The sequence below is a fragment of the Dictyobacter aurantiacus genome, assembly GCF_003967515.1.
In the GTDB taxonomy this organism is placed as follows: Bacteria; Chloroflexota; Ktedonobacteria; order Ktedonobacterales; family Ktedonobacteraceae; genus Dictyobacter; species Dictyobacter aurantiacus.
In genome coordinates this window covers 4,790,376-4,812,451 of the sequence record NZ_BIFQ01000001.1, presented here as the reverse complement: position 1 = coordinate 4,812,451, position 22,076 = coordinate 4,790,376, and the positions used below count along the sequence as shown (strand labels likewise).

Annotated in this window: 17 protein-coding genes; 5 read left to right on the top strand and 12 right to left on the bottom strand. The window is 57.6% G+C overall.

The features are described from left to right. Nucleotides 1-40: 40 nt before the first annotated feature. Entirely contained in the window at nt 41-3,157 is a 3,117-nt protein-coding gene (locus KTT_RS19320) for a winged helix-turn-helix domain-containing protein (RefSeq protein ID WP_126597557.1), read from the bottom strand. A 275-nt stretch (nt 3,158-3,432) separates the two neighbouring features. On the opposite strand from KTT_RS19320, the gene KTT_RS19315 reads away from it, so the two are divergent. The 4 genes from KTT_RS19315 to KTT_RS19300 all read left to right on the top strand — a co-directional run bounded on the left by KTT_RS19315 (nt 3,433) and on the right by KTT_RS19300 (nt 7,437). Further along, complete coding sequence (locus KTT_RS19315) at nt 3,433-3,972, top strand: TetR/AcrR family transcriptional regulator (protein WP_126597556.1); 540 nt, start codon at nt 3,433-3,435, stop codon at nt 3,970-3,972. Next, on the top strand, nt 3,972-4,271 hold the full coding sequence (locus KTT_RS19310; RefSeq protein WP_126597555.1) for a YciI family protein: 300 nt from the start codon (nt 3,972-3,974) through the stop codon (nt 4,269-4,271). The genes KTT_RS19315 and KTT_RS19310 overlap by 1 nt, the downstream gene beginning before the upstream one ends. Before the next feature lie 88 nt (nt 4,272-4,359). Further along, nucleotides 4,360-5,511 carry an aminotransferase class V-fold PLP-dependent enzyme gene (locus KTT_RS19305; RefSeq protein WP_126597554.1) on the top strand — a complete coding sequence of 384 codons (1,152 nt, stop codon included), beginning with the start codon at nt 4,360-4,362 and terminating at the stop codon, nt 5,509-5,511. A gap of 729 nt (nt 5,512-6,240) precedes the next feature. After that, a complete protein-coding gene (locus KTT_RS19300) occupies nt 6,241-7,437 on the top strand; it encodes a TIGR03118 family protein (protein WP_126597553.1) in 1,197 nt (398 codons plus the stop codon). 100 nt (nt 7,438-7,537) lie between these two features. Here KTT_RS19300 and KTT_RS19295 read toward each other — a convergent pair whose 3' ends face one another. The 9 genes from KTT_RS19295 to KTT_RS19255 form a co-directional block, all read right to left on the bottom strand. Continuing rightward, complete coding sequence (locus KTT_RS19295) at nt 7,538-7,861, bottom strand: DUF1622 domain-containing protein (RefSeq protein ID WP_126597552.1); 324 nt, start codon at nt 7,859-7,861, stop codon at nt 7,538-7,540. Next, nucleotides 7,848-8,294, bottom strand: coding sequence for a DUF1622 domain-containing protein (locus KTT_RS19290; protein ID WP_126597551.1), 447 nt, complete (start codon nt 8,292-8,294; stop codon nt 7,848-7,850). The genes KTT_RS19295 and KTT_RS19290 overlap by 14 nt, the downstream gene beginning before the upstream one ends. 370 nt (nt 8,295-8,664) lie before the next feature. Then, the gene (locus KTT_RS19285; RefSeq protein WP_126596678.1) at nt 8,665-10,011 is read right to left on the bottom strand and encodes an IS701 family transposase; all 1,347 of its coding nucleotides are present in this window, start codon (nt 10,009-10,011) and stop codon (nt 8,665-8,667) included. A 307-nt stretch (nt 10,012-10,318) separates the two neighbouring features. Then, entirely contained in the window at nt 10,319-10,729 is a 411-nt protein-coding gene (locus KTT_RS19280; protein ID WP_126597550.1) for a (deoxy)nucleoside triphosphate pyrophosphohydrolase, read from the bottom strand. Between the two features lie 220 nt (nt 10,730-10,949). Then, nucleotides 10,950-12,962, bottom strand: coding sequence for a glycoside hydrolase family 43 protein (locus tag KTT_RS19275; protein ID WP_126597549.1), 2,013 nt, complete (start codon nt 12,960-12,962; stop codon nt 10,950-10,952). A gap of 40 nt (nt 12,963-13,002) precedes the next feature. Then, a complete protein-coding gene (locus KTT_RS19270) occupies nt 13,003-14,130 on the bottom strand; it encodes a glycoside hydrolase family 43 protein (protein WP_126597548.1) in 1,128 nt (375 codons plus the stop codon). Between the two features lie 3 nt (nt 14,131-14,133). Next, nucleotides 14,134-15,030 carry a carbohydrate ABC transporter permease gene (locus KTT_RS19265; RefSeq protein WP_218030926.1) on the bottom strand — a complete coding sequence of 299 codons (897 nt, stop codon included), beginning with the start codon at nt 15,028-15,030 and terminating at the stop codon, nt 14,134-14,136. Between the two features lie 66 nt (nt 15,031-15,096). Continuing rightward, complete coding sequence (locus tag KTT_RS19260; protein ID WP_126597547.1) at nt 15,097-16,050, bottom strand: carbohydrate ABC transporter permease; 954 nt, start codon at nt 16,048-16,050, stop codon at nt 15,097-15,099. A 168-nt stretch (nt 16,051-16,218) separates the two neighbouring features. Then, nucleotides 16,219-17,508 (bottom strand): ABC transporter substrate-binding protein, encoded by a 1,290-nt coding sequence (locus tag KTT_RS19255; protein WP_160145982.1) that lies wholly within the window; start codon nt 17,506-17,508, stop codon nt 16,219-16,221. 492 nt (nt 17,509-18,000) lie between these two features. Between KTT_RS19255 and KTT_RS19250 the strand changes: the two genes are divergently transcribed. Next, a complete protein-coding gene (locus tag KTT_RS19250) occupies nt 18,001-19,017 on the top strand; it encodes a LacI family DNA-binding transcriptional regulator (RefSeq protein WP_126597545.1) in 1,017 nt (338 codons plus the stop codon). Nucleotides 19,018-19,136: 119 nt separating this feature from the next. On the opposite strand, the gene KTT_RS19245 is transcribed toward KTT_RS19250, so the two are convergent. Beyond that, nucleotides 19,137-20,495 carry a serine/threonine-protein kinase gene (locus KTT_RS19245; RefSeq protein ID WP_160145981.1) on the bottom strand — a complete coding sequence of 453 codons (1,359 nt, stop codon included), beginning with the start codon at nt 20,493-20,495 and terminating at the stop codon, nt 19,137-19,139. 174 nt (nt 20,496-20,669) lie between these two features. Continuing rightward, nucleotides 20,670-21,911 carry a cytochrome P450 family protein gene (locus KTT_RS19240; RefSeq protein ID WP_126597543.1) on the bottom strand — a complete coding sequence of 414 codons (1,242 nt, stop codon included), beginning with the start codon at nt 21,909-21,911 and terminating at the stop codon, nt 20,670-20,672. Nucleotides 21,912-22,076: the final 165 nt, after the last annotated feature.

The window sequence follows — 22,076 nt, the reverse complement described above, 5'->3', positions numbered from 1 at the left end:
AGGGGAACACCTCTCCCCTGAGAAGCGAAGAATATAGAGGTTAGAGCAGGTGGAGCTGCTGCGCGATGAGGCTGGCTTCGGCGCGACGGCTGACACCCAGTTTGCGATAGATGCTGCTCACCTGGGTTTTGATCGTGTTGGGAGAAACGATCAGTTCGCGGGCTATTTCGGCATAGGTGTGGCCAGCGACGAGCAGGCGAAGCACGCGCTGCTCCTGGGAGCTGAGCGGGTCATGGAGGTTCGACCGGGCGGGCGCGGCGTCAGGCGAGGGGCTGGCTTCTCTGTGCCGGGTCAGAGGCGGCGCCAGAAGATGGTGCCACCGCTCCTCTTGATCAAAAGCCTCCAGCAAGAGGGTGAGATGGCTAGCCAGGTCGCCGGGTAGCGTGGTCTCGGTTGCGCGTGCGGCGTGTAGCTGCCGCAGCGTTCGGTGCATGGGTTCGCCGGCATTCAGGAAGACACGGATCAGGCCAGCCGATTTCGTTAGCTGGAGCAGGCGCAACACGAGCTGCCGGGCCTGCTCGCGCTCCTTTAGCCCCGCGAGAGCAAGCACCTGGAGCGCCAGTGTCTGCGCGACTCGCTCGCGGCGCTGGCCCTGTTCAGCACTGCTCAACAGACGCGTCAGTATAGAGCTGGCGGCCGCATAGGCGTGCTGCGCCAGCCGCAGGCGGGCCAGTGAGAGGGAGGTTTCCCAGGAGGAAGCCTCGGTCGGACTGTCCTGGTCGAAGCAGGTCTGATCGGCCCAGTCTTGCGCCGCCGCGAGGTTTCCCCGGGCTAGCCAGAGCCGCAGCTGCACACATTCAATCTGGGGGAGGCGAATGGCGATCCCGCCCTGCTGTATCAGGTGCCGCAGCGTGTACAGCGCCTGCTCCGCCTCATCCAACCTGCCCTGGTCAATCGCGAATATCACCCTGCACTCGACGCATTCCGCGAGCAGGGCCATATACTGCCAGTTCTGGGCGAGGTGGAGCGCGCTGGTCAGGTGGGAGCGGGCCTCTTCGCAACGATTGCCGGACCAGCAGATGCGGGCCAGGGTGAGGAAGAGATAACCGCCAATGGAGGTGTGCTGCGTGCCCTCCCGTTCAAGTAGCGCGAGGAGCAGGCGGCACTCGTGTTCGGCCTGGTGCAGATCTCCTGCTTCCCAGAGGATCTGCACCAGCCACTGCCTGGTTCGCAGCCATTCATAGCGCTGCTGCGTCTCTTCGGCCTGTTGTCCCGCGGTCAACAGGGCCGCATTGAGGGCATCACATGCCTCCAGCGTATTCATGCACAGGATAACGTTGACAAACAGCGGCGCCATCTGCCAGATAATCTCGTCATCTCTGACCAGCGGCAGCATCTCCTGGCAGCACTGCTGGAGACGTGTCATATCGCGCACCTCGATAGCCTGGCTGGCCGCGCTCCACAGATGAAAGAGTCGCACGCGCCTGCGCAGGCGTTCGTGTTCCTCTGCGGTGAGGTCCGCCTCACCCAGCAGACTCTCTACCCGGTCAATCGTGTGTCCGACCGCGCTTCGCTGCTGTTCGTCCGAGACCCCAAAGAGGGTGTGCAGCAGGCGCAGGGCCGCAACGAGCGCGAAAGACATATGGGCGCGCAAGACCTCGTCCGGCAGCAGCGCAATCCACGCGTGGACGGTGTGGGCTTCTCCCATGGCCCATGCCTCTGCTGCGGCATGCTCCATCAGATGGGCGGCGTAGGCGAAGTCCTCGGCGGAGAGTGCATGGGTGAGGGCTTCGCGTAGCATTCCCTGCGCCTCATACCAGCGGGCGGCGCGCCGATGCAGGACGGGCACGCGATCGGGATGGCTCATGCTGAGGCGCGCCAGCAGGGTCTGGCGAAACAGTTCGTGCAGACGGTACCAGTGCCGCTCTTCATCCAGGGGAACAAGAAAGAGGTTCTCGCGCTCCAATCCCTCCAGAAGCTCCTGACTGGCAGTCTCGCCGGTCACGGCCTGACAGAGAGGGGCATGTAAACGCGAGAGGAGAGCGGTCTGGAGCAGGAAATTCTGCGTGGCTGGCGGCAGATGAGACAGGATATCATCCTGAAAATAGTCCAGCACATAACGATGGCTGCCCCCAAAGGTCTGGACAAAGGCGGCGTGATCCGCGCACTGGCGCAGCGCCAGCGCCGCGAGCTGTAGACCCGCGATCCAGCCCTCGGTGCGCCGCTCCAGGATCGCAACCTCCGTCTCCGCCAGGGGCAGTTCCATGCGCTGCAGCAGGAAATGCCGGGTGTCATCAGCTCGAAAGCTCAGATCCATGTCGCGAATCTCGCTCATCTGTCCGCGCATGCGCAGCCGAGCAAGAGGAAGAGGAGGATCAACCCTGGTGGAGAGCAGCAGGCGCAGATTGACGGGCAGGTGCTCAAGCAGATACAGCAGGGACTCGTGGATGGCGGCATCTGTGATCAGATGATAATCATCCAGCACCAGCACCGTGGTCCCCTCCAGGGTGGTCACTTCATTGAGCAAGGAGGTAAGGATGAGCGAAAGATGCACGGGCTGCGGCGCGTACAGCAGGGCCAGCGCCGTCGCGCCGATCCCAGCATGGTGTGTACGCAGAGCCGCGATCACGGCGCTCCAGAAGCGGACAGGGATGCTATCCATCTCATCGAGCGAGAGCCAGGCAATTACATGGGACGAACGCTGCGCCCACGCGGAGAGCAGGGTCGTTTTTCCCCAGCCACCAGAAGAGGAGAGCAGGGTTAACGGGAGGGCCAGCGCCTCATCCAGACGCGCCTGCAGATGGGCGCGCTCAACCAGCGTCGCCGGGAGCCGTGGAGGCGAGAGCTTGGAGGCGAGCACGGGCAGCGCAAGAGGCTGGCGCGGCGACGATGGAGGAAGAGCCGCGTGAGAACCGGCCGCCTCTTCCAGGCGTGCCAGCGTCACCTTCGGCGTCGGGCCAAGATAGTGTTTTCGGGAGCCACCTTGCGGGGTGCCATAGGCATACCAGTATCCACCACCGCGCGCCCGTACCTCCCTGACCACGCTCAGATGTCCGCGCTGTCCCTGAAAAGCAAAGGAGGTCTGCTCGCCGAGCCAGTCCAGCCAGATCTGCTCGTCATGCGCAGCAAAGCAGCGCTGGAAGCTTCCTCCGCTAGAGAGTTCATAGCGCTGCTGCTCCGCGGACCAGGCAAGCATGTGTAGTGATCGTTTTGGCATGGACGCTCTCTACTATGTGTTTCCCCCCGATTTTTGCACCCAACCCAACAGCCGCCAGTGTAACACACGCCGAACTGCTGAGCAAGGCGCGCAAGCGAAGGAATTTGCATCGCCGCCGTAGGCGAGGATGCCCCCGGCATCCTCAACCCAGGCTTGCCCTGGCCTGGAGCTTCGCGGCCCCGTGCTCAGACGAACCATTCCCCCTTGCGAACATACCATACCGTATGGTATGTTTTAGAAAAGAGGAATAGAACGAGCCAAGGAGGAAACGGGATATGGCGCTTCTCACCAGGCGCAGGTGGTTGGAAGAGGGTCTTGCCCTGCTTGAAGAGGCGGGGGCCGAAGCTCTCACGATCGAGTCCCTGACCAATCGGCTGGGGGTGACCAAAGGATCCTTCTACCATCACTTCGCCAATTATCAGGATTTTAAGGAGCGGTTGCTGGAGTTCTGGGCCGAAGAGGGGACGCTGCGCATTATTCAATGGGCCGAAAAAGAGGCCGCTCCATCAGAAAAGCTGGCGCGGGTGATACGAGCGAGCCTACAACCTCCCCGGCTTGATGTTGCCCTGCGCGTCTGGGCGTTACAGGATGAACAGGTACGTGTGCACCAGCAACGCATCGACCAGCAACGCCTGGAGTACCTGGAAGCGCTGGTCGCTGCCAGCGGAGCCGATCACCTCTACGCCCGGCAGTTCGCCAGGGTACTCTACAGTATCTATGTTGGCAGCCAGCACATTATCCCACCCATCGAGGGTGAGGATCTCGGCGCTTTATACCAGCTGGTACAGCACTGTTTTGAAAAGGAGATGAGATAATGTTCGTTGTGATCTATACTCATGGTCCGGCCTGGATCGAAGAGAGAGCCGTCACCGAGCAGCCCTTTTTTCGTGAGCATGGCAGATATATGAAGCAGCGCTTTATCAGTAAGCAGCTCCTCATGGGTGGTTTTTTCCTGGACAATCAGGGCGGCCTGGGCATTCTCGACACGTCCAATGAAGCACAGGCGCGGGAACTGGTCTTTCAAGATCCCGCTGTGCAGGCGCGGGTCTTTGAGCCACATATTCATCCCTGGTATGCCTACTTTAATCAGTACCAGGCTCAGGACGCCCAATAATGAAGTATTATTTACATAATTATTCTTTATTACCATTTCTCGTGCCGTATGACGAGAGAGGAAGCAGAGAACGAAAGGGATCTTCTTTATGCGTGTTGTTGAACTACCAGTGGCGGCGGAACAGTTTCAGGTGCGTCCGGATATTACATTTTTGAATCATGGCAGCTTTGGGGCGTGTCCCAGGCCGGTCTTTGATAGCTATCAACGCTGGCAGCGGGAGTTAGAATCGGATCCTGTTGAGTTTCTGGGGCGTCGCATTCATGGATTGCTGGACGAGGCACGCGCGCCCCTGGCCGAGTATCTGGGAACGCGGGCCGATCATCTCGTATTTGTACACAACACGACGGTCGGGGTAAATATCGTGGCGCGCTCGCTCGCGCTGGGTCCTGGCGATGAGGTGCTGGCGACGAATCATGAGTACGGGGCATCGGACCGTACCTGGAGGTTTCTCTGTACGCAGCGTGGGATGCGCTACATCAATCAGCCAATTCCGCTCCCCATTGAGGGCGAGGAGGAGATGATCGAACACCTGTGGCGAGGCGTAACGCCGCGCACAAAGGTGATCTTCATCAGTCATATCACCTCACCCACGGCATTGATCTTTCCGGTGGCGAAGATCTGCCAGCGGGCACGCGAGGCGGGCATCCTCACGGTCGTGGACGGGGCGCACGCTCCCGGACAGATCGCGCTCAATCTCGAAGAGATCGGCGCGGACTTCTATATCGGCAATTGCCATAAGTGGCTCTGCGCGCCCAAGGGGGCCGCGTTTCTCTATGCACATCCCGAGCGACAGGAGCTCTTACAGCCGCTCGTCGTTAGCTGGGGATGGGAGAGCCTGGCGCCGGGCCCCTCACGGTTCCAGGACTATTTCGGCTGGCTCGGCACAGATGATCCCTCGTCCTACCTGAGCGTGCCCGCCGCGATCGCGTTCCAGCGCGAGCATGATTGGGACGCGGTACGGATCGCCTGCCACGATCTGGTGGTGTCCGCGCGCCAGCAGATCGTCAACCTGACGGGGATCGGACCGATCTGTCCCGACAGCTGGTTGGGACAGATGTGCTCCGTGCAACTGCCCGATGGGGACGCCGGGGCTCTGCAGCGCCAGTTGCGCGAGCAGTGGCACATCGAGATCCCGGTGATGGCCTGGAACGGTCAGCGCTTCATCCGCATCTCGATCCAGGGCTACAACAGTCCCGCCGATGTCGAGCGTCTGCTGGCAGCCCTGCGTGAAGCCATCTAATGTGACATAGGAGGGCGGGCACGTTCCACCACACATCGGAACCGTTCCAGAAAAACATACGCCACTGCAACGTTCTTTGGGAAGGTTACGTCGGTGAAGGAACGTGCCCGCCCGCCCTGATTGCCTCAATACAGGCATTGCCCGATTAAGTGTACACAATAATCACCAGCACGGATAGGTTATCAGGTGTTGCACATATATCATAAGATACACATATGCCACTTCCTCTCTAATTATAGATTCTTCCCCTTATGGTCGATCAAGTTTTCAGATGGCATTTCAGATGCATAAATGATCCTCTCGCTATGTCAGAACGTGTCTGACTTCCGCCACCATGGGGGCACGTGCGCGCCCCCGCACGGGCGTCCGCTGCGCGGCCGCACTGTTTTTGTGTGTTAGTGCATGGGGCGCGCATCAGCGCGCCCCATGCACTAACACACAACGGAATTCTGAGCACCGGAGGTGCGAAAAAACATGCAGTCCGCAGGCCATCATCATGAGAGTCAGACACTCTCTCAGGCATCCGCTGCGCGGCCGCACCGGTTTTGGTTGTTGGTGCATCGGGGGGCGCATCAGCGCCCCCGATGCACCAACAACTATATGACCCTTGGGCACCGGAGGTGCGAAATCTCATGCAGATCACAGATGATGATGACGAGAGTTAGACACGTTCTGAAAAAAATGCATTCAATCTGACATTAGAGTGAAATGTGGAAAGTGAGGCTTTCGATGCGGTTCTCTTTCTTCTCGAAGGGACGCGATATATCCTTACGCTTTGTACTGGCCATGCTGATAGGAGCGGTAATGGTAAGTGGAGCATTGTATGTATCTCCCACCCATGCCGCAAGCGGCACGTCCAGCGGAATGTCCAACCGAGGATTTTATCAACAGACCAACCTGGTTTCTGATATCGCGGGGGTAGCCCGTTTTCTCGACCCGAACCTGGTCAACTCCTGGGGAATCTCGCATGGCCCCATCGGCCCATGGATCGTTTCGGACAACGGCACCGGCGTCGCGACATCCTACCTGGGCAACGGCAAGGCCTTCCCGGTGGGCAACCCGCTGGTAATTAAGATCCCGCCTCCAAATGGCAGCCCGATCGGAACAACCGCGACCCCAACAGGCAATGTCTTCAACAATACAAATGATTTTGTCATCTCCGCCAATGGAAAATCGCGCCCCAGCAAGTTCATTTTCGCCACTGAAGATGGCACCATCTCCGGTTGGAATCCCCAGGTTGATCCGACCAATGCCATCCTTAAGGTCGATAATTCACCGGGCGCGGTCTATAAAGGGCTGGCCATCGGGCATACCTCCTCGGGCAACTTCCTCTACGCCGCCAACTTCCGCTCTGGCAATGTTGATATGTTTGACGGCAACTTTAATCTCGTCCATTCCTTCACCGATTCACAGTTGGCGGCTGATTGCCCGCTATCCAATCAATGTTTTGCCCCCTTTGGCATTCAGAACATCAATGGCAAAATTTTTGTCAGCTTTGCTCTGCAAGATGCAGCGAAACACGACGATGTGGCGGGACCGGGCAATGGCTTCGTTGATGTCTTTAATACAGACGGGATGTTTCTGCGGCGCCTCATCTCCGATGGCGTGCTCAATTCACCCTGGGGAATGACCCTGGCACCAAAGGATTTTGGTCCGTTCAGCAACGATCTGCTGGTCGGCAATTTCGGGGATGGACATATCAACGCGTTCAATCCCAGGACGGGCACGTTCCTCGGGCCACTGAATAATAAATTTGGCGCCCCCATTGTCATCAATGGCCTGTGGGGCCTGGCCTTTGGCAACGGTGCCCTGGCGGGTCCACGTAACACACTCTTCTTCGCCGCCGGAATCGCGGACGAGGCACATGGCCTGTTCGGAGCGATCCAGTTTAACAATAATAAGAACAACAACAAAAAGCACAGATAAGACACATTAAGCGCATCCCATAGGAGCGCCCATTCATACTCTCCCTAACTGGTAAGGAGAGTATGAATGGGCGCTCCCGTAACTCTTAGTCCGTATATATTTAGAGCTGAGATTCATGGCGTTGCAGGCGCGTGCGTTCCCAGGTAAAGAAGCGTTTCAGGAGGGTACGCAGAGCAAAGATAGCCACGAACATCAGGATCTGTTGCCAGCTGCGCAGGTCGATGGTCTTGAGCAGGGTCCCGGCGAGTTTAAAACTGAGGCCGGTAATGACGCCATCGGCGACCACCAGGCGGGCGCGCGTAATATCGCGGGTACGCAGCAACACGTACAGGGAGGCGAGGATATACGCGCTGATCAGTAGTGCGCCCGCGAATTCGATGAGCGTGGCCCAGGTGGTAAAGCTGAAAAAGCTAGTGAAGAGCATTGGTGATGCTCCTGGTGGCTGCGGGAGCGGCTTGCTCGGTCGGTCCGGAGCGTGGCGTGTGTGGCTGCAGAGCCGTGTCGGGCTGACGGCGGGCCGCGCGATCGATCTCCTGCTGCAGGAAGTAGTTGAGCAGGGTACGAATGGTAGCGATGGCGGCCAGTTGGCCAATCTCGTTCCAGGTCGGCGCGATAGCGGTACGCAGGATATCAGCGCCCAGCTCAAATTCGAGGGCCAGAGCCAGCCAGCGCCCCAGGCGCAAGCGAATATTCTCCGTCTGCGGCTCCTGCTGCTGATTGGTTCCCTTTCCCCTACCTAAAAAGAGGAGTAGCGCGCGAATGGTCGCCTGCAGGGCGGCAATAGCAATAAGTAGTCCAGCGATCCCTTCCACTCCTGACGCCAGGTTGCCGGTCCACAGTTTCAATAGCGTTTCCAATATTCCCCCCAATTCTATAATGAGCTATATAAAGTATCGTATTGCGATACTTTATTTACTAACAGACACGATGCAGGGGTCTAAAAAGTTGAGGAAGGGCACCGGCGCCGCTGGCACCACATTAATCCTCAAACTCTTTCAGAGTGTGTATTATTCCCACCGCTTTGGGGACACGTGAGCGCCCCCGCACTCGCGTCCGCTGCGCGGCCGCACCGGTTTTGTGTGTTGGTGCATCGGGCGCGCATCCGCGCGCCCGATGCACCAACACACAATGGACTCCTGAGCACCGCGGGCGCGAAACCCCATGCAGGCCGCAGGCCATCATCGTGAGAGTCAGACACATTCTCAGCTCGACTTTGTACATTTCCAACTAAAAACAGGCGGCAAACAGTAGCCGATCAAGCACGGATGACCCGAGCAGTCTGACAGCAGGGTCACGGGCAGCTGTCAGATTGATTTGCTGCTTCCAGATCTGCACACGAATGGTGGCCAACACATCATGGAAGGTCGCTTCTGATTTGTGGTACCAGGCCGTATACTCTGGTGTGATCGGCTCACGCTTCTGCAGATGCGTTCCCATCAGGGTGAGCAAACTGTAGGTGCCTAAGAGCAGCGGCGTGCTGCGCTCAATCGCGGTATCAGACCACTGTCGTTGGGTTTGAAACCCCAAATGGGCACGTGTTTGCTCAAAGGTGGTTTCAATGCTCCAGCGGAGCATGAACGTGAGGATGATCGTGAGCGGGCTGACGTGTTGATCTGTACACAACAACGCTTTGGGTTCCTGCTTGCCCTCTGGATCTCGGATGAGGACCCAGCGAATGGGCAAGGGGGGCTGTTTGGCCCGATGCCACCATGCCGTTCCACTGCACCACTGCATGCGGCGCCCTCCTTGCCCATACCAGGGGATCACCTGCTCTTCCCATTGCGTACAGGGATCGTGCAGCACCTCGCTGAGCTTGGCTTGCCGTTTGCCCACTTTGCGTGGTTTGCCCCCTTTGGGCAACTGCTCAGGTGGGGGGAGGGGATCATGAAACGCGCTATCGAACTGGCAGGGAGTGATCAAGCGGACCGACCGTTTGGCACAGTGCAGTCCAAACGCCAGGCAGTTGTAGGCTCCATCACCCACCACCCAGATCTCGCGATCGGGAAGCCAGCGATGCAACAGACTGATCATCTGCCCCGCCCACATGGCAATCGTTTTGTGCCGCTTGCCAGTGTGCTCGCTGACGGCTGGAGTGGTGCTCAGGACTGCGAGAAAGGGCAAGGTCCAGGGGTGCTGACTCCAGGCGGGCGTGCAAACGACTCCCATCACGATCCAGCGCAACCCACTGCTACTCACCGTTTTCTTGCGACTGGAGCGGACGCTATCACGATAATGACCCCGTTTGCTGATCATGGGACCCCAGCGTCGCTCCAGCGTTTCATCAATCACGATGTGAATGGGGGCTCCCTTGGGCAGCAAGGTCTCGACGATGAGTAGCAACAAACACCGACTGGCCGCCAGAGGAGACCACCGCGCGCGATTGAGCACGTGATGATAGCTACTCCAGTGCTCGTTCCCCTGCTCCCCGCTGAAACGCAACGCGCTACAGACGGTGCGAGGACCATGAGCGAGCAGGGTTCCTGTCAATAACGTCATTAACTTTCTCCAAGTCGGAGCGGTAAACAATGGCCGAAAGGGGGCCACAACGGCTATAATGGTTTCTGGTACGGGCATGACAGCCTCCGTGGTAAGAGAACTTTTTGCTAGATCGTTCTATCTTACCTTCACGGGGGCCTCATGCCTGCCTTTTTAGCAAAAATGTACAAAGTCGAGCTCAGAGTGTGTCTGACTCCCGTCACCTTGGGGGGACGTGCGCGCCCCCGCACGCGCGGTCGCTACGCGGCCGCACTGTTTTTGTGTGTTCGTGCATGGGGCGCGCATCAGCGCGCCCCATGCACGAACACACAACGGAATGCTGAGCACCGGAGGTGCGAAAACCCATGCAGGCCGCAGGCCATCATCATGAGAGTCAGACACTCTCTCAAGAAGCTGGGGAGTGATGTGGTGGATTGAGTTTCTCATATAGCTGATGGGCGATAGGAATGTCGGCGGCGGAAAAATCATAATGCTTGAGATCACCGGGGGTGATCCATCGTATCTCGGCATGCACATTGAGCTGAAATTCGCCCGCCAGGTACGCCGTGTGATAGGCCAGCAGCTCAATCTCGATATGCTGATAGCGATAGACCGTCGAGCAGAAAAAATCGCCTACCGCGACCTCGACGCCAAACTCCTCCATCATTTCACGCTTGAGGCATTGCTGCGGCGTCTCGCCAGGCTCGATTTTGCCGCCGGGAAACTCCCACTTATGTTCCAGCACATCGCCCTTCTGTCGTCTGGCGATCAGAATTTTGCCATCCAACACAAGGATGGCCGCGGTAACCTTTTTCATCGATACGTCCTCCCTCATTTCAACGACCGCGCCCCCCGTAGGTGTCGGGCTTGCCCCGACTTTGTCGCGCAGCGACCCCGTACCCCCACGACACCGCTTCTCATAGCGCACATGCCGGAAAACGTGGTGCCCGCACGAGTGTGGGGCGAGGCGTCATCCATAAGAAGCCGAACCGGCCGGGAACGGGTCGCTGCGCGACAAGTCGGGGCAAGCCCGACACCTACGATGGGTGGTTGGTCTGCCAGACGCCGATGAATGATGCGGAGGCATCTTTCGTGGCGAGACCGATGCGGCGGGCTCCTATGGATATAGGAAACACTGTAACCTCGGGTCCATCGAGAAAGACGTGAAGCTGGTCGGGCTGGACATCCAGGCGCAGGGTGTGCCATTCCCGCAGATTAAGTTTCGGCAGTTGCAACTGGCTGGCGCTCGGGATGCCTTCTACCCTCAAGGTGGCGCCTGCGGCTTGCTGCTGGAGCCAGATGATGATCGGCTCATCCTCCTCAGCCTGCAACGCGAGGCCGATAGCCCCATCCTCTCCCGCTACCTGCTCTACCTTTATGGTAGCAGCGCATTCAAACTGCGTGTAGCGAGAGCCTTTATAGATAACATGGGTACCGGTCGCGGCGCTGGTCTGCCGCAGCGCGTCGTCACGGACCTGCCAGTCCGCGAGATGACCGGACCAGCCCAGCAGAGATGGCGCGTGGTCGGGATTGAGGAACTCGTCGCGGAAGTGGTCGGTCAGGCTGACGGCGCTGACGGCGGCCGAGCAGGCATCGGTCGTCAGGGCGAAGCTGTGGACCGACCGGGACAGGATGGTCTCGATAGCGGATCGGCCGTCGAAACGGATGCTGAGCACGGAGCCGGACAGCGAGAGCAGGAGCTGGTGCCAGCGCTCAAGCAGGATGTCCTCCGGCAGAGGCCAGAACTGGCTGGCGCCGCTGGCTGTATCTATACAGACAAGCTGCCTGTTGGCGGTGAGAAGGATTTGAAGCGGGCTATCGCTATCATCGCCGCGCAGCAGCACACCATAGCCACCCGAGCCGCCCAGGTACTTGAGGTTGATCTCAAGCAACCAATCGCTGCTGAGACGCTCCTGCTGGCTCAACTCGGCGCGTGGAGCGTTCTCATCGCTCTGCACCACGCATTCTTCGTCAGGAACAGGGGCCCACTGGCCGGACAGCGGCTGCCAGGCTGGCTGCAGATCGGGGGTAGTAAAGAGATCGCGCAGTCGTGGCATGGCAGGAGCTGGCTGTGGCGTGTGGATCGGAGCCGGAGTCCACAGCTCATCGCCATGGAAGAAAAGGCGATCCAGGCAGGGCTGACGCACCTTCATACCCTGCCGGGTGGCGTGATAGGCGATATAGGAATCGACATTGTTGGGTGCCAGCACCACCGAATTGTGGCCGGGACCGATCAGCGACTCATCGCCGTGCACGAGGCGCGGATCGCCCTGCCGTCCCGACCAGTCCTGCCAGGAGGTATCATGCAACCCATCGGGTCCCATGGGGATATCGGAAACCGCGTAGCTAATGGCGTAGTTGTCACGGTAGTAGCAACCACCGGAATACATCTGATAGTAGCGGCCACGCTGGCGCAGCACGGCCGGACCCTCCACCGTGTACCAGTCGAGACCACCTTTAGAGGCCCGCTGCTGCTCAAACAGCTGCCAGGGCTGCGTGGGACGCGTCACGCGCGTCAGCGGTCCCTGCAGGGTAAAGGGGTCGCGCAGGCGGGCGACGGCATTGCCGCTACCAACCAGGCCGGATGCGGCATCGACATACTCAATGGTCATGTAGAGATACCACTGCCCATCTTCATCTTTAAAGACATGCGGATCGATGGCCCAGGGCACAAGATCCTTCGTCAGATCGTGACCGCTATCGATGAAGGGACCCTCGGGCCGATCGGCGACGGCGACGCGGATGCCACCGGAAAACTCCTCGGTATGTACCGCGTAGTACATGTAGAACTGGCCGTTATGCTCGGTCACTTCGGGCGCCCAGTAGAAAAAATGCGGAGACCCGAGGTGCGCCATGGCCTTGCCCACCTCCCGCCACGACAGCATATCGCTGCTAGTCAGAATAGGAAAGACGCGGGAGTGCTCCGCCGGATGGGCCTCGCTCTCGGTAGCATACGCATAGTAGCGTCCCCGCACCTTCAATACAAATGGATCGGCAAAGCCTTTCGACCAGAAAGGGTTACACAATGCCGCCTGCTGCTGTACAGACATCACACGCTCCACCAGAAAATACCTCGATCTTTCTATCGGCCTAGCGGCCCAGTTCACCTTGCGATCCCTTTACAGAAGGAACGGGCTGGGGCTGCGTTGTGGGACCCTGGATGTGAGGCTTATCGTCCTGCCAGGTAACGCGGTCGAGCCACATGCAGCGGCTATCGCCACGCGATCCATCTGGATTGGTATTCCAGGCGTGATAGATGATCCAGGTCTGGTCGCCAAGCTGGAACACGGTCTGTCCACCGGGACCGATCACGAAAGGGGACTTCTTCATCTGGCTGGCGAGCACAGGATTCTCGGCCGCCTGCTCGCAGGGCCCGGTCGGGCTCTGGCAGAGAGCATAGCCGACGGCGTAGGTCTCGTTGGCGTAGCTATTGGCGGAGAAGAAGAGGTAGTATTTTCCGTTGTGCTTGAACATGTTCGGAGCCTCCACCAGGTCGCCCTCCCAGCTCTTATCGTTGTGGATCAGCTGAGTCGGCTTACCAGTGACGCTCAATCCATCGGCCGACAGCTCCTGCACCCACAGGTAGGTGGTCAGGCCAATGCTGTTGCCGTCGTTTTTGAAATAGAGATAGAGCTTATCGCCATCGCGAAACGGCGAAGGATCGATGGTCCCACCCTGGTCGGCCTGGCAGATGAGCGGCTTCGTGCTGGTATCTTTGAACTTGCCCTCGGGCTTATCGCTGACCGCCACGCTCACGCACTGCACATTGGTCTGCGAATCGCGCAGCGTATAGTACATCACATACTGATTGCCAATCTTAATTACATCCGGCGCCCAGACGTAGGAGCCGCCCTGCACAGCCCAGGATGGCAGCGCCGGCAGCGCATCGGACAGCATCTCCCAATGCACAAGGTCGCTGGAGCGGGCCACCTGGATATTCTTGCCCGCCGCGTTTGTCGCGTATGAATAGTAATAGTTTCCGTCCTGGATAATGCCAGGATCGGGGAAATCGCTATCGATCACAGGATTCTGGAAGGTCTGTTGCTGCATAGTTCCCGCCTTACTCTTCGCTGGAGTCTGCTGCCCCTGCTGAGCGCAGCCTGTGGTGACAAACAGCAGCACCACAGGCAGGAGCAGAGATCCCAGCCACAATCTGATTTGATTCACCTGACTTGATTTGACGCTCTTACTGTAAGAACGAAGCAGTGAAGAAATCATCTCTTAGCCTTTCAAACCCGTATTGGCCACGCTCTGGACGATAAAGCGCTGCAAGGCGATATAGATGATCAACACAGGAATCGCCACGATGACAGCCGCCGCCATGGTTGGTCCATACAGCGTCACATACGAGCTCTGCAGGGTACTCAGGCCGGGAGGAAGCGTATACATATTGGGGTCCTGCAACACCAACAGCGGCCACAGGAAATCGTTCCAGCAGGCCAGGAAGGTAATCACGGCCAGGGTAGCCAGCGCCGGCTTCGACAGTGGCAACACGATCTGATAGAAGGTCTGGAAAGTAGTGGCGCCATCGATCTGCGCCGCCTCCTCCAGCTCTTTCGGGATCGACTGGAAGAACTGGCTCAAGAAAAAGACGCCAAAGACACCGGCCAGTCCGGGCAGGATCACGCCTGCGTAGCTATTGAGCAGTCCCATGTTATAGATGGTCAAAAAGTTTGGGATCAAGAACATCAGGCCAGGCATAAACAGCGTCGCCAGCAAGATGGTAAAGAGCGTCTTGCGTCCCACGAACTCCAGCCGCGCATAGGCATAGGCCGCCAGCGCATCCAGGAACAGCGTCAGCACCGTGCTGACAGCGGAGATCCCCAGGCTGTTCACAAACCAGCGCCCGATCGGCGTATCGGGATTGTTAAAGAGATCGGTATAGTTCTTCCAGGTAAAGCGTTTGGGAATCCAGTAGATCTGCTGCATGAACCATTCCGCCTTGGGCTTCAAGGACGTCGAGAGCATCCACAGCAGAGGCAGGATGATCAGCAGCGCGATAAACACCAGTACAATATAGATCAAGGCGCGCTGCCAGATGATGTTTAGCTGACGTTTGCGTCGCATATCCGCGTCAGGGCGCTGGCTCTGTGCGCGTGAATTGGCCGTCGTTGCCATTCTCAGTACACTCCTTCTATTCTTGCAATGCTTTCTATTCTTGCAATGCTTTCACCAACGGATCGCTTATGAGCGCTCCCGGAAAATGCGGAAGTTCGCATAAGAGATCACAATCATGATGACAGCGACGACGAAAGACATAGCCGCGGCACTGCCCACGAAATGGCGCACGATACCTTCATTGTAGATTTCATACATCACCGGAGTCGTCGCGCCGCTGCCTGAGGGCAAGGCGGGTCCACCCTGGGTCATGATAAACGGCTGCCCGAACAGATTGAATGAGGCAATGATCGACGTAATCACGATAAAGAGCAGGATTGGTCGCAGCATAGGAAGCGTCAGGCTCCAGAACATATGCCATTTATTGGCCCCATCCACATTGGCCGCCTCGTACAGTTCACCCGGGATACCCTGCAGGGCCGCCAGCAGGATAATCATATTGAAACCCATCGTCCACCAGATGGTCGCGATCACGATGGAGACCCAGGCCCACGGCAGCGTCGACAGCCATTCGGGGGTGGGTAGATTCCACAAGGCCAGGTAGTTATTGACCAGGCCGCCCGCGCTCTGGAAGATCCACCACCACAGCAAGCCCACCACAGAGACCGAGAGCACCCACGGCGCGAAGTAGATCGTACGGAAGACGGTCACGCCCGGAATCTTAGCGTTCAGCAGCAGGGCCAGCAACAGCGGCAGAACCACCAGCAGTGGCACGCTATAGACCACGAACTGGACCGTATTCCACAGCGAGTTCCAGAAATCCTGGAAGGTCACGCTCCCCCGCGTAAAAAGATCAAGATAGTTCTGCAGGCCTACAAAAGCGTTAGTCGCCGGCTGCAGATAATCATAGCGAAACAGGCTAAGATAGAGTCCATTGAAGAATGGATAACCGATAAACAGGGCGAAGAAGATAAAATGCGGCAAGATAAACAGGTATGGGGTAAGCCGAAACTTGCGCGCTCCTCCTCTTCGGACAGTAGTATCATCCGCCACTGGTTGTGGCTGTATTACGCTCGACATTGATGCAGTCTCTCTCCGAATAGAAGTTGTATCACGCCCCGGCCCGCACATGGAAGGGCAAGCCAGAACGTGATACAGAAACTTACTTATCTACTCTACTTCTCATTTGTGATGCACAAGCCTGACCGAAGGATCAGCAGCGCACCGGCACACACCACTGAAGGCTTACTACTTCTTCGGCGTGGATCCGTACTTCTGCTGGTTCTGCTTCAGGATCTGATTGGCCTGGTTCACCGAAGTATCCAGGGACTTCTGCACATCCTGGCTCGTGCCCGCCATTATCGCGCCGATCGCATTGCCCAGCGGGGTAAAGGCATCGGAGATACCCGGCACCGAAGGTGGGAAGACAGGGTTCTCAACCGATTGTGAGAGCGACTTCATCAAAGGAATGTTCTGGACAGAGGCATCGTTGCGCGCCTTGCGCAACGCCGGCATATCGCCACCCTGAGCCATCTTAGCCGAATTATCGACCACATACTTGATGAAGGTCGCGGCCGCCGAACGGGTGCAGCTCGATGTATTGCTGCTCGGAATGGTCAGCGAACCCATACCGGCCCAGGTCGCAGGCTGTGAACCGATCTGCGGGGTCGCCGCCGCCTGGCCCTTGAACTCAACGGCATCGCCGGTCACATTGGTATCCTGCCAGATACCATTCCAGATCATACCGACGTTACCAGCCTTAAAGGAGTTGACATCGGCATCAACCGGCAGTTTAGGCTGCGAGTATTTGGCCTGCGCATCCTTCATCCACTGCAAAGCCTTGACACCAGCCGGACTGTTCCAGGTGGCCTGCGTATTGTCGGCATTGAACTCGCTACCGCCAAACTGATGCAGGAGCTGCTGGAAGATCTGCTGCACAGGGAAACCGGTGGTAATCTGGAAGCCATGCTTACCACCCGTATTCATCGCGGCAGCCGCTTTCTGGAACTCAGCATCGTTGGTGGGAGGATTGCTGATGCCAGCCTTCTGCAGCAGGTCGGCATTGTAGTACATCGTCATAGGATTGATGAACAGAGGAATACCATAGCGCTTGCCAGCTACTTCGTCCTGAGACCAGGCACGAGCCGGGAAATCGTTAGCGGAATAGCCGATCTTCGGCATCACATCATCAATCGGGGAAATCACATTGCGGAACGCCTGCGTCGCGATCTGGTCTTCATTAATGATCGCCACGTCGGGCAGGGTTTTGGATGCCGCAGCCGTATCCAGCTTGGTCGCGAAATTGTTCAACGGAATGATGCTCATCTTCACTTTACTATCGGGATGAGACGAATTGTACTGCGTTACCAGCTGCTGGACCACCGGGCCATCAGGACCGCTTAAAGCGTTCCAGAAAGTAAGCTGTACATTTGAACAACTGCCATTGCTGCCGCCCTGTCCCGTGCTGCTGGTCGATCCTGTAGAACCGCCACACGCGGACAGCACAACCGTAAGAATGGTCAACATGAGTGCAGACACACCCACCATCCTCTTTGACCCGTAAGACATATCCTGTCCTCCAATAAATACAATACAAACTCTGCGTTGAGCCTGGCCACTTCACATGTGATAAAGCCCATCAGTACATGACGACATGCCAACATGTTGACACGTCACCAGACTTACCAGGAAAAAAGAGGGTGGCAAGTAGAACTGAAGGAGGCAGTACATCAGATAAGCAACACCAAGGTGCCCAAGAAGGTCTCCACACGCCATCTCACACAACCGCTTATCAGCGCGTATCTATCCGTTATATCGCCCTTTATCACGCTTCGTGTTATAGTGTTTACAACGTTGTAAACACTATAACACGAGGCCATGAAAAAAGTCAATATTCCAGTTGCTTAATTCTCCGTAAATGTTTGGACTCCTTTCTTGCCTGCGTGAAAAGGAAAATTTGACAGTTGAGCACGGCTATGCTACATTCTTCCTTATTAACTCATGGAAAAGTCTCAAGAAGGAGAGAGAGGCGTGGGAGTGACATTAAAGGACGTGGCGCAGAGGGCCGGTGTCTCGATTAAAACGGTATCGAATGTCGTGCATGGATATGAGCATGTCACACCTGAGATGCGGCAGCGTGTTAATAAGGCTCTAGAGGAGCTCAATTATCAGCCGAATCTCCCCGCGCGCTATCTACGCAAGGGCCGTGTCAGTATCCTGGCGCTGGCGATCCCCTTTCTGACCAATCCCTATTTTTCTGATATCGGCAAGGCCGTCATCAACGCGGCTACCGCGCGCTCATATACGGTACTTATTGATTCTACGGATGGAGAGCGCTCAAAGGAGACACTGGTTATTAACGGGATGTATCCGCATCTGATCGACGGAGTCATCCTCAGTCCACTGGCCCTGGAGGCCGAGGATCTGCAGGAGCGGCGCGTCACCGTTCCGCTGGTGCTGCTGGGCGAGCGCCTGTTCAACGTCCCCTACGATCACGTGGTCATCGATAACGTGGCGGCGGCCAAACTGGCCACACAGCACCTGATCAGCCTGGGTAGAAAGAGGATCGCGGCCATCGGCGCGCAGGGGGTCAGCGCCGGAGACACCGCCCGCCTGCGCCTGCAGGGCTATCGGGAAGCATTGGTCGAGGCCGGCATGTCATGGAATCCGGACCTGGTGATCCGCTCACTCGAATATGATCGCATCGACGGCATTCGGGCGATGCACCAGTTGATGGAGTTGGAGACACCGCCCGACGCGGTCTTCTGCTTCAACGATCTGCTGGCGCTGGGTGCCATGCGCGCGCTTTACGAGGGCAGCTACCGCGTGCCCGAGGATGTGGCCGTAATCGGCTTCGACGACATCAAAGAGAGCGCCTTCTCGGTCCCCTCTCTCTCCACCATCGCCCCCAACAAACAACAGATTGGCGACCTGGCCGTCTCCTTCCTGCTCGACCGCATCGAAGAGACCTACAGCGGTCCCCCGCGCCAGACGCAGGCGCCCTTCCAACTCATCGTCCGCGAAAGCACCGCTGGCCGTCACGCATAATCGGGCGCGCGATCCGAACATATGGAAGCATTTTCGGGAGGCGAGGGGTAATCGAAATTCATGACCCAGCGTTTAAAAGCGAGTTCGGGTGAAAGCACGCTTTCACCCGACTCGCTTCGTTAATTTTTGCCACCGTGGCCATAGCCGTAATCGCCGCCATTGTGCTTTTCAGGACCATTGCCGTTACCAGGATCATTGCTATTGTGCTTTTCAGCACCGTTGCCGTTATCGCGTCCATGGTGATCGGGTCCATTCTTTTTTACCTTCTCATGACCATGAGCCTTAGAGCTAGCGTGGCTGGTGACCGGATTGGCTACCGATGCCGGAGGGGTAATAACAGGAACCGCCGTTGTAACCGGCGCGACCGGTGGAGGAGTCGACGTGACGGGCGGCTTCGGGAGCTCTGGTTTTCCGAGACTGTTGCCCATATAGAGCGCCTGATCAAGGATGGGAGAGCTACTATTCGTATGTTGAACGATGCTGTTGCTGATAGTGCTACCGGAGGTGGCGTAGGCATCGTAAAACACGTGTGCTGACGCGCCCAGCGAGAGCGTAGCCATAGCCGCCAGAGCCACAGCCGCCGCTGCCGCACTGCGGGGACGTTTATGGAGCAGGACGCCGAAGCGCTGCGTTGTTCTCTGGCTGTCCGCGCAGCGCCGCGCATAGGCAGCCAGAGCCTCTTGATAAGCCTGATCAAGAGCCAGCGCCGACTGATAGCGGCGCGCCGGTTCCTTCGCCAACGCACGAAGAACCACCGCGTCCAGTTCCACAGGCAGATGGGGATTGACCTGAGAAGGACGAGACGGCTGCTTAGAAAGATGCTGCATAAAGGTTCCTATCGGAGTTGAGCCATGGAAGGGCACATCACCGGTCAGCATCTGAAAGAGGATAATCCCCAGAGAGTAAATATCGCTGAGGTAGGTCGCATCCTCCTCGGCCAGTTCGGGCGCCATATAGGCGGCGGTCCCGATCAAAAAGCCGGTCTCGGTCAGGCTCTCGGCCACGCTACGGGTATTCTTAACCAGTCCGAAGTCAGCCAGGTACGCAAAATCCCTGTTGCGCATCAATATATTTGACGGCTTGATATCGCGATGAATGATACCATGCTGGTGGGCGTAGTGCAGGGCGGATGAAATCTGATGCAAATATGTGCCCGTTTCATCCAGGCTCAGGGGACCCGCTTCCGTCAGATCACGCAGGGTACCGCTGGAAACGTAGGGCATCACCAGGTAGCACCAGCAATCGAACTCACCATGGTCCAGGGCCGGCAAAATATGGCCATGGCTCAAAGAGGCTGTAGCACGTACCTCCTGCTGGAAGCGCTGGCAATACTCCTCGTTATTCATAGAAACCAGCTTCAGCGCCACCTCCTGATCGCTATGGGTATCGCACGCCAGGTAGATATCGGACATCCCCCCTTTGGCGAGATGCCGAACAATAGTGTAATGCGATATATTCGTATTTATTAAGTTTTGCATAGTATTCTCGCTCTTCATAACATAAAATTTTATCCCCTACATTGTATACACGGATGTAGAAAGCGCTTCGTGCCACAAAATGGACCATATTTCGGCGAGTAGCAATAAATTACTTTTCAGAAGACGAACCGACCATTCTTTTGCAAAAGGATGGTCGGTTCGTCTTCTGAAAAGTTAGAAAGTGACGGGGAGGGCGCGCAGGCCCATGATGAGGGCGCCGGGGCGCCAGATCAGTTCTTGTTCGGGGACGGCGAGGCGCAGATCGGGGAGGCGCTGCAGCAGCGTGCGGATAGCGATCTGGCCTTCCAGGCGGGCCAACGGAGCTCCCAGGCAGTAGTGGATGCCCTTGCCGAAGGCCAGGTGAGCGTTCTCTCTGCGGGCCACGTCCAGCTCCTCGGCGTGATCAAACTGCTGGGGATCGTGGTTGGCCGAGGCCAGCACAACAAGGACATAGTCGCCGCGCCTGATCTGCTTGCCACCAAACTCAAGATCTTCACGCGCCCAGCGCTGTGTGGCCGTCATCAGGGGTCCGTGGTAGCGCAGGAACTCTTCGACCGCGCTCTTGATCAGCGAGGGATCGCGCTGCAGCTTCTCCTTCTGATCGGGATGGAGCAGCAGGGCCAGCGCGCCATTACTGATCAGGTTAACCGTGGTCTCGTGCCCGGCGATCAAGAGCAACGAAACCATCGAGATCAGCTCCTCTTCCGTCAGCTTATCCCCCACCTCCTCAGTCTCGATCAGGTGGCTGAGCAGATCGTCGGCGGGCTGTTTGCGCTTCTCATCGATCAAATAGCGCAGGTAGTCACGATAGGCACGGATCGGCTCGTAGCGCTTCTCCACTTCTCTGGGATCGCCCGAAGCCTCGATGATCACGTTCGACCACTGGCGGAACTTTGTCTGATCCTTCGAGGGGACGCCCAGCATCTCGGTAATCACGGTCATCGGGAGCGGGAAAGCGAAATCATTGACCACATCCATCTTTCCCTGTGCCTGAACCGCGTCGAGCAAGGCATTGGTAATCTGCTGGATACGCTCGCTCCAGCGCTCAACCATGCGCGGGGTAAAGGATATATTGACCAGGGCACGCAAGCGCGTGTGGTCCGGCGGATCAGAATTGAGCAAGCCACGAGCAAATATCCTGGCCTGATCGTGGTCCGTCGCTTCCCCCTCAGCCCTGAGCCAGGGAAACTGGCGCGCCAGCTGTTCAGGGGAAAACACCCGCCGGGCATCCTTCACGAAACGCGGATCGCGCAGGGCCCGCTCCGCATCCTCATAACGCGTAATCAGCCAGCCCTGCCGCTGACCCGGCAGCGTCACCAGGTGGACGGGATCCTCGCTACGAATGCGCTCAAACTCTCTATATGGATTCCCCTTCAAACTCGGAGAAGAAAGATCGATGTACGGTGCCTGTGTCATGAATAACTGATCCTCCATATTGCTCTGCATTTATTCATCTCAGAAATTCAATATACACATAGTATAGCTATCGCGCATCTAGAAAACAAGAGAGCAAGATATCCCGGGTGCGCACGTTCCGCCAACGATACCATCACCCCTCTCAAAGGTGCCCCAGCATATTAT

Coding starts and splice junctions, on each gene's coding strand:
- KTT_RS19300 (WP_126597553.1), top strand. CDS start 6,241: ATGCGGTTCTCTTTCTTCTCGAAGGGACGCGATATATCCTTACGCTTT.
- KTT_RS19305 (WP_126597554.1), top strand. CDS start 4,360: ATGCGTGTTGTTGAACTACCAGTGGCGGCGGAACAGTTTCAGGTGCGT.
- KTT_RS19240 (WP_126597543.1), bottom strand. CDS start 21,911: ATGACACAGGCACCGTACATCGATCTTTCTTCTCCGAGTTTGAAGGGG.
- KTT_RS19280 (WP_126597550.1), bottom strand. CDS start 10,729: ATGAAAAAGGTTACCGCGGCCATCCTTGTGTTGGATGGCAAAATTCTG.
- KTT_RS19270 (WP_126597548.1), bottom strand. CDS start 14,130: ATGATTTCTTCACTGCTTCGTTCTTACAGTAAGAGCGTCAAATCAAGT.
- KTT_RS19275 (WP_126597549.1), bottom strand. CDS start 12,962: ATGTCTGTACAGCAGCAGGCGGCATTGTGTAACCCTTTCTGGTCGAAA.
- KTT_RS19310 (WP_126597555.1), top strand. CDS start 3,972: ATGTTCGTTGTGATCTATACTCATGGTCCGGCCTGGATCGAAGAGAGA.
- KTT_RS19320 (WP_126597557.1), bottom strand. CDS start 3,157: ATGCCAAAACGATCACTACACATGCTTGCCTGGTCCGCGGAGCAGCAG.
- KTT_RS19295 (WP_126597552.1), bottom strand. CDS start 7,861: ATGCTCTTCACTAGCTTTTTCAGCTTTACCACCTGGGCCACGCTCATC.
- KTT_RS19260 (WP_126597547.1), bottom strand. CDS start 16,050: ATGTCGAGCGTAATACAGCCACAACCAGTGGCGGATGATACTACTGTC.
- KTT_RS19265 (WP_218030926.1), bottom strand. CDS start 15,030: ATGGCAACGACGGCCAATTCACGCGCACAGAGCCAGCGCCCTGACGCG.
- KTT_RS19245 (WP_160145981.1), bottom strand. CDS start 20,495: ATGCAAAACTTAATAAATACGAATATATCGCATTACACTATTGTTCGG.
- KTT_RS19315 (WP_126597556.1), top strand. CDS start 3,433: ATGGCGCTTCTCACCAGGCGCAGGTGGTTGGAAGAGGGTCTTGCCCTG.
- KTT_RS19285 (WP_126596678.1), bottom strand. CDS start 10,011: ATGCCCGTACCAGAAACCATTATAGCCGTTGTGGCCCCCTTTCGGCCA.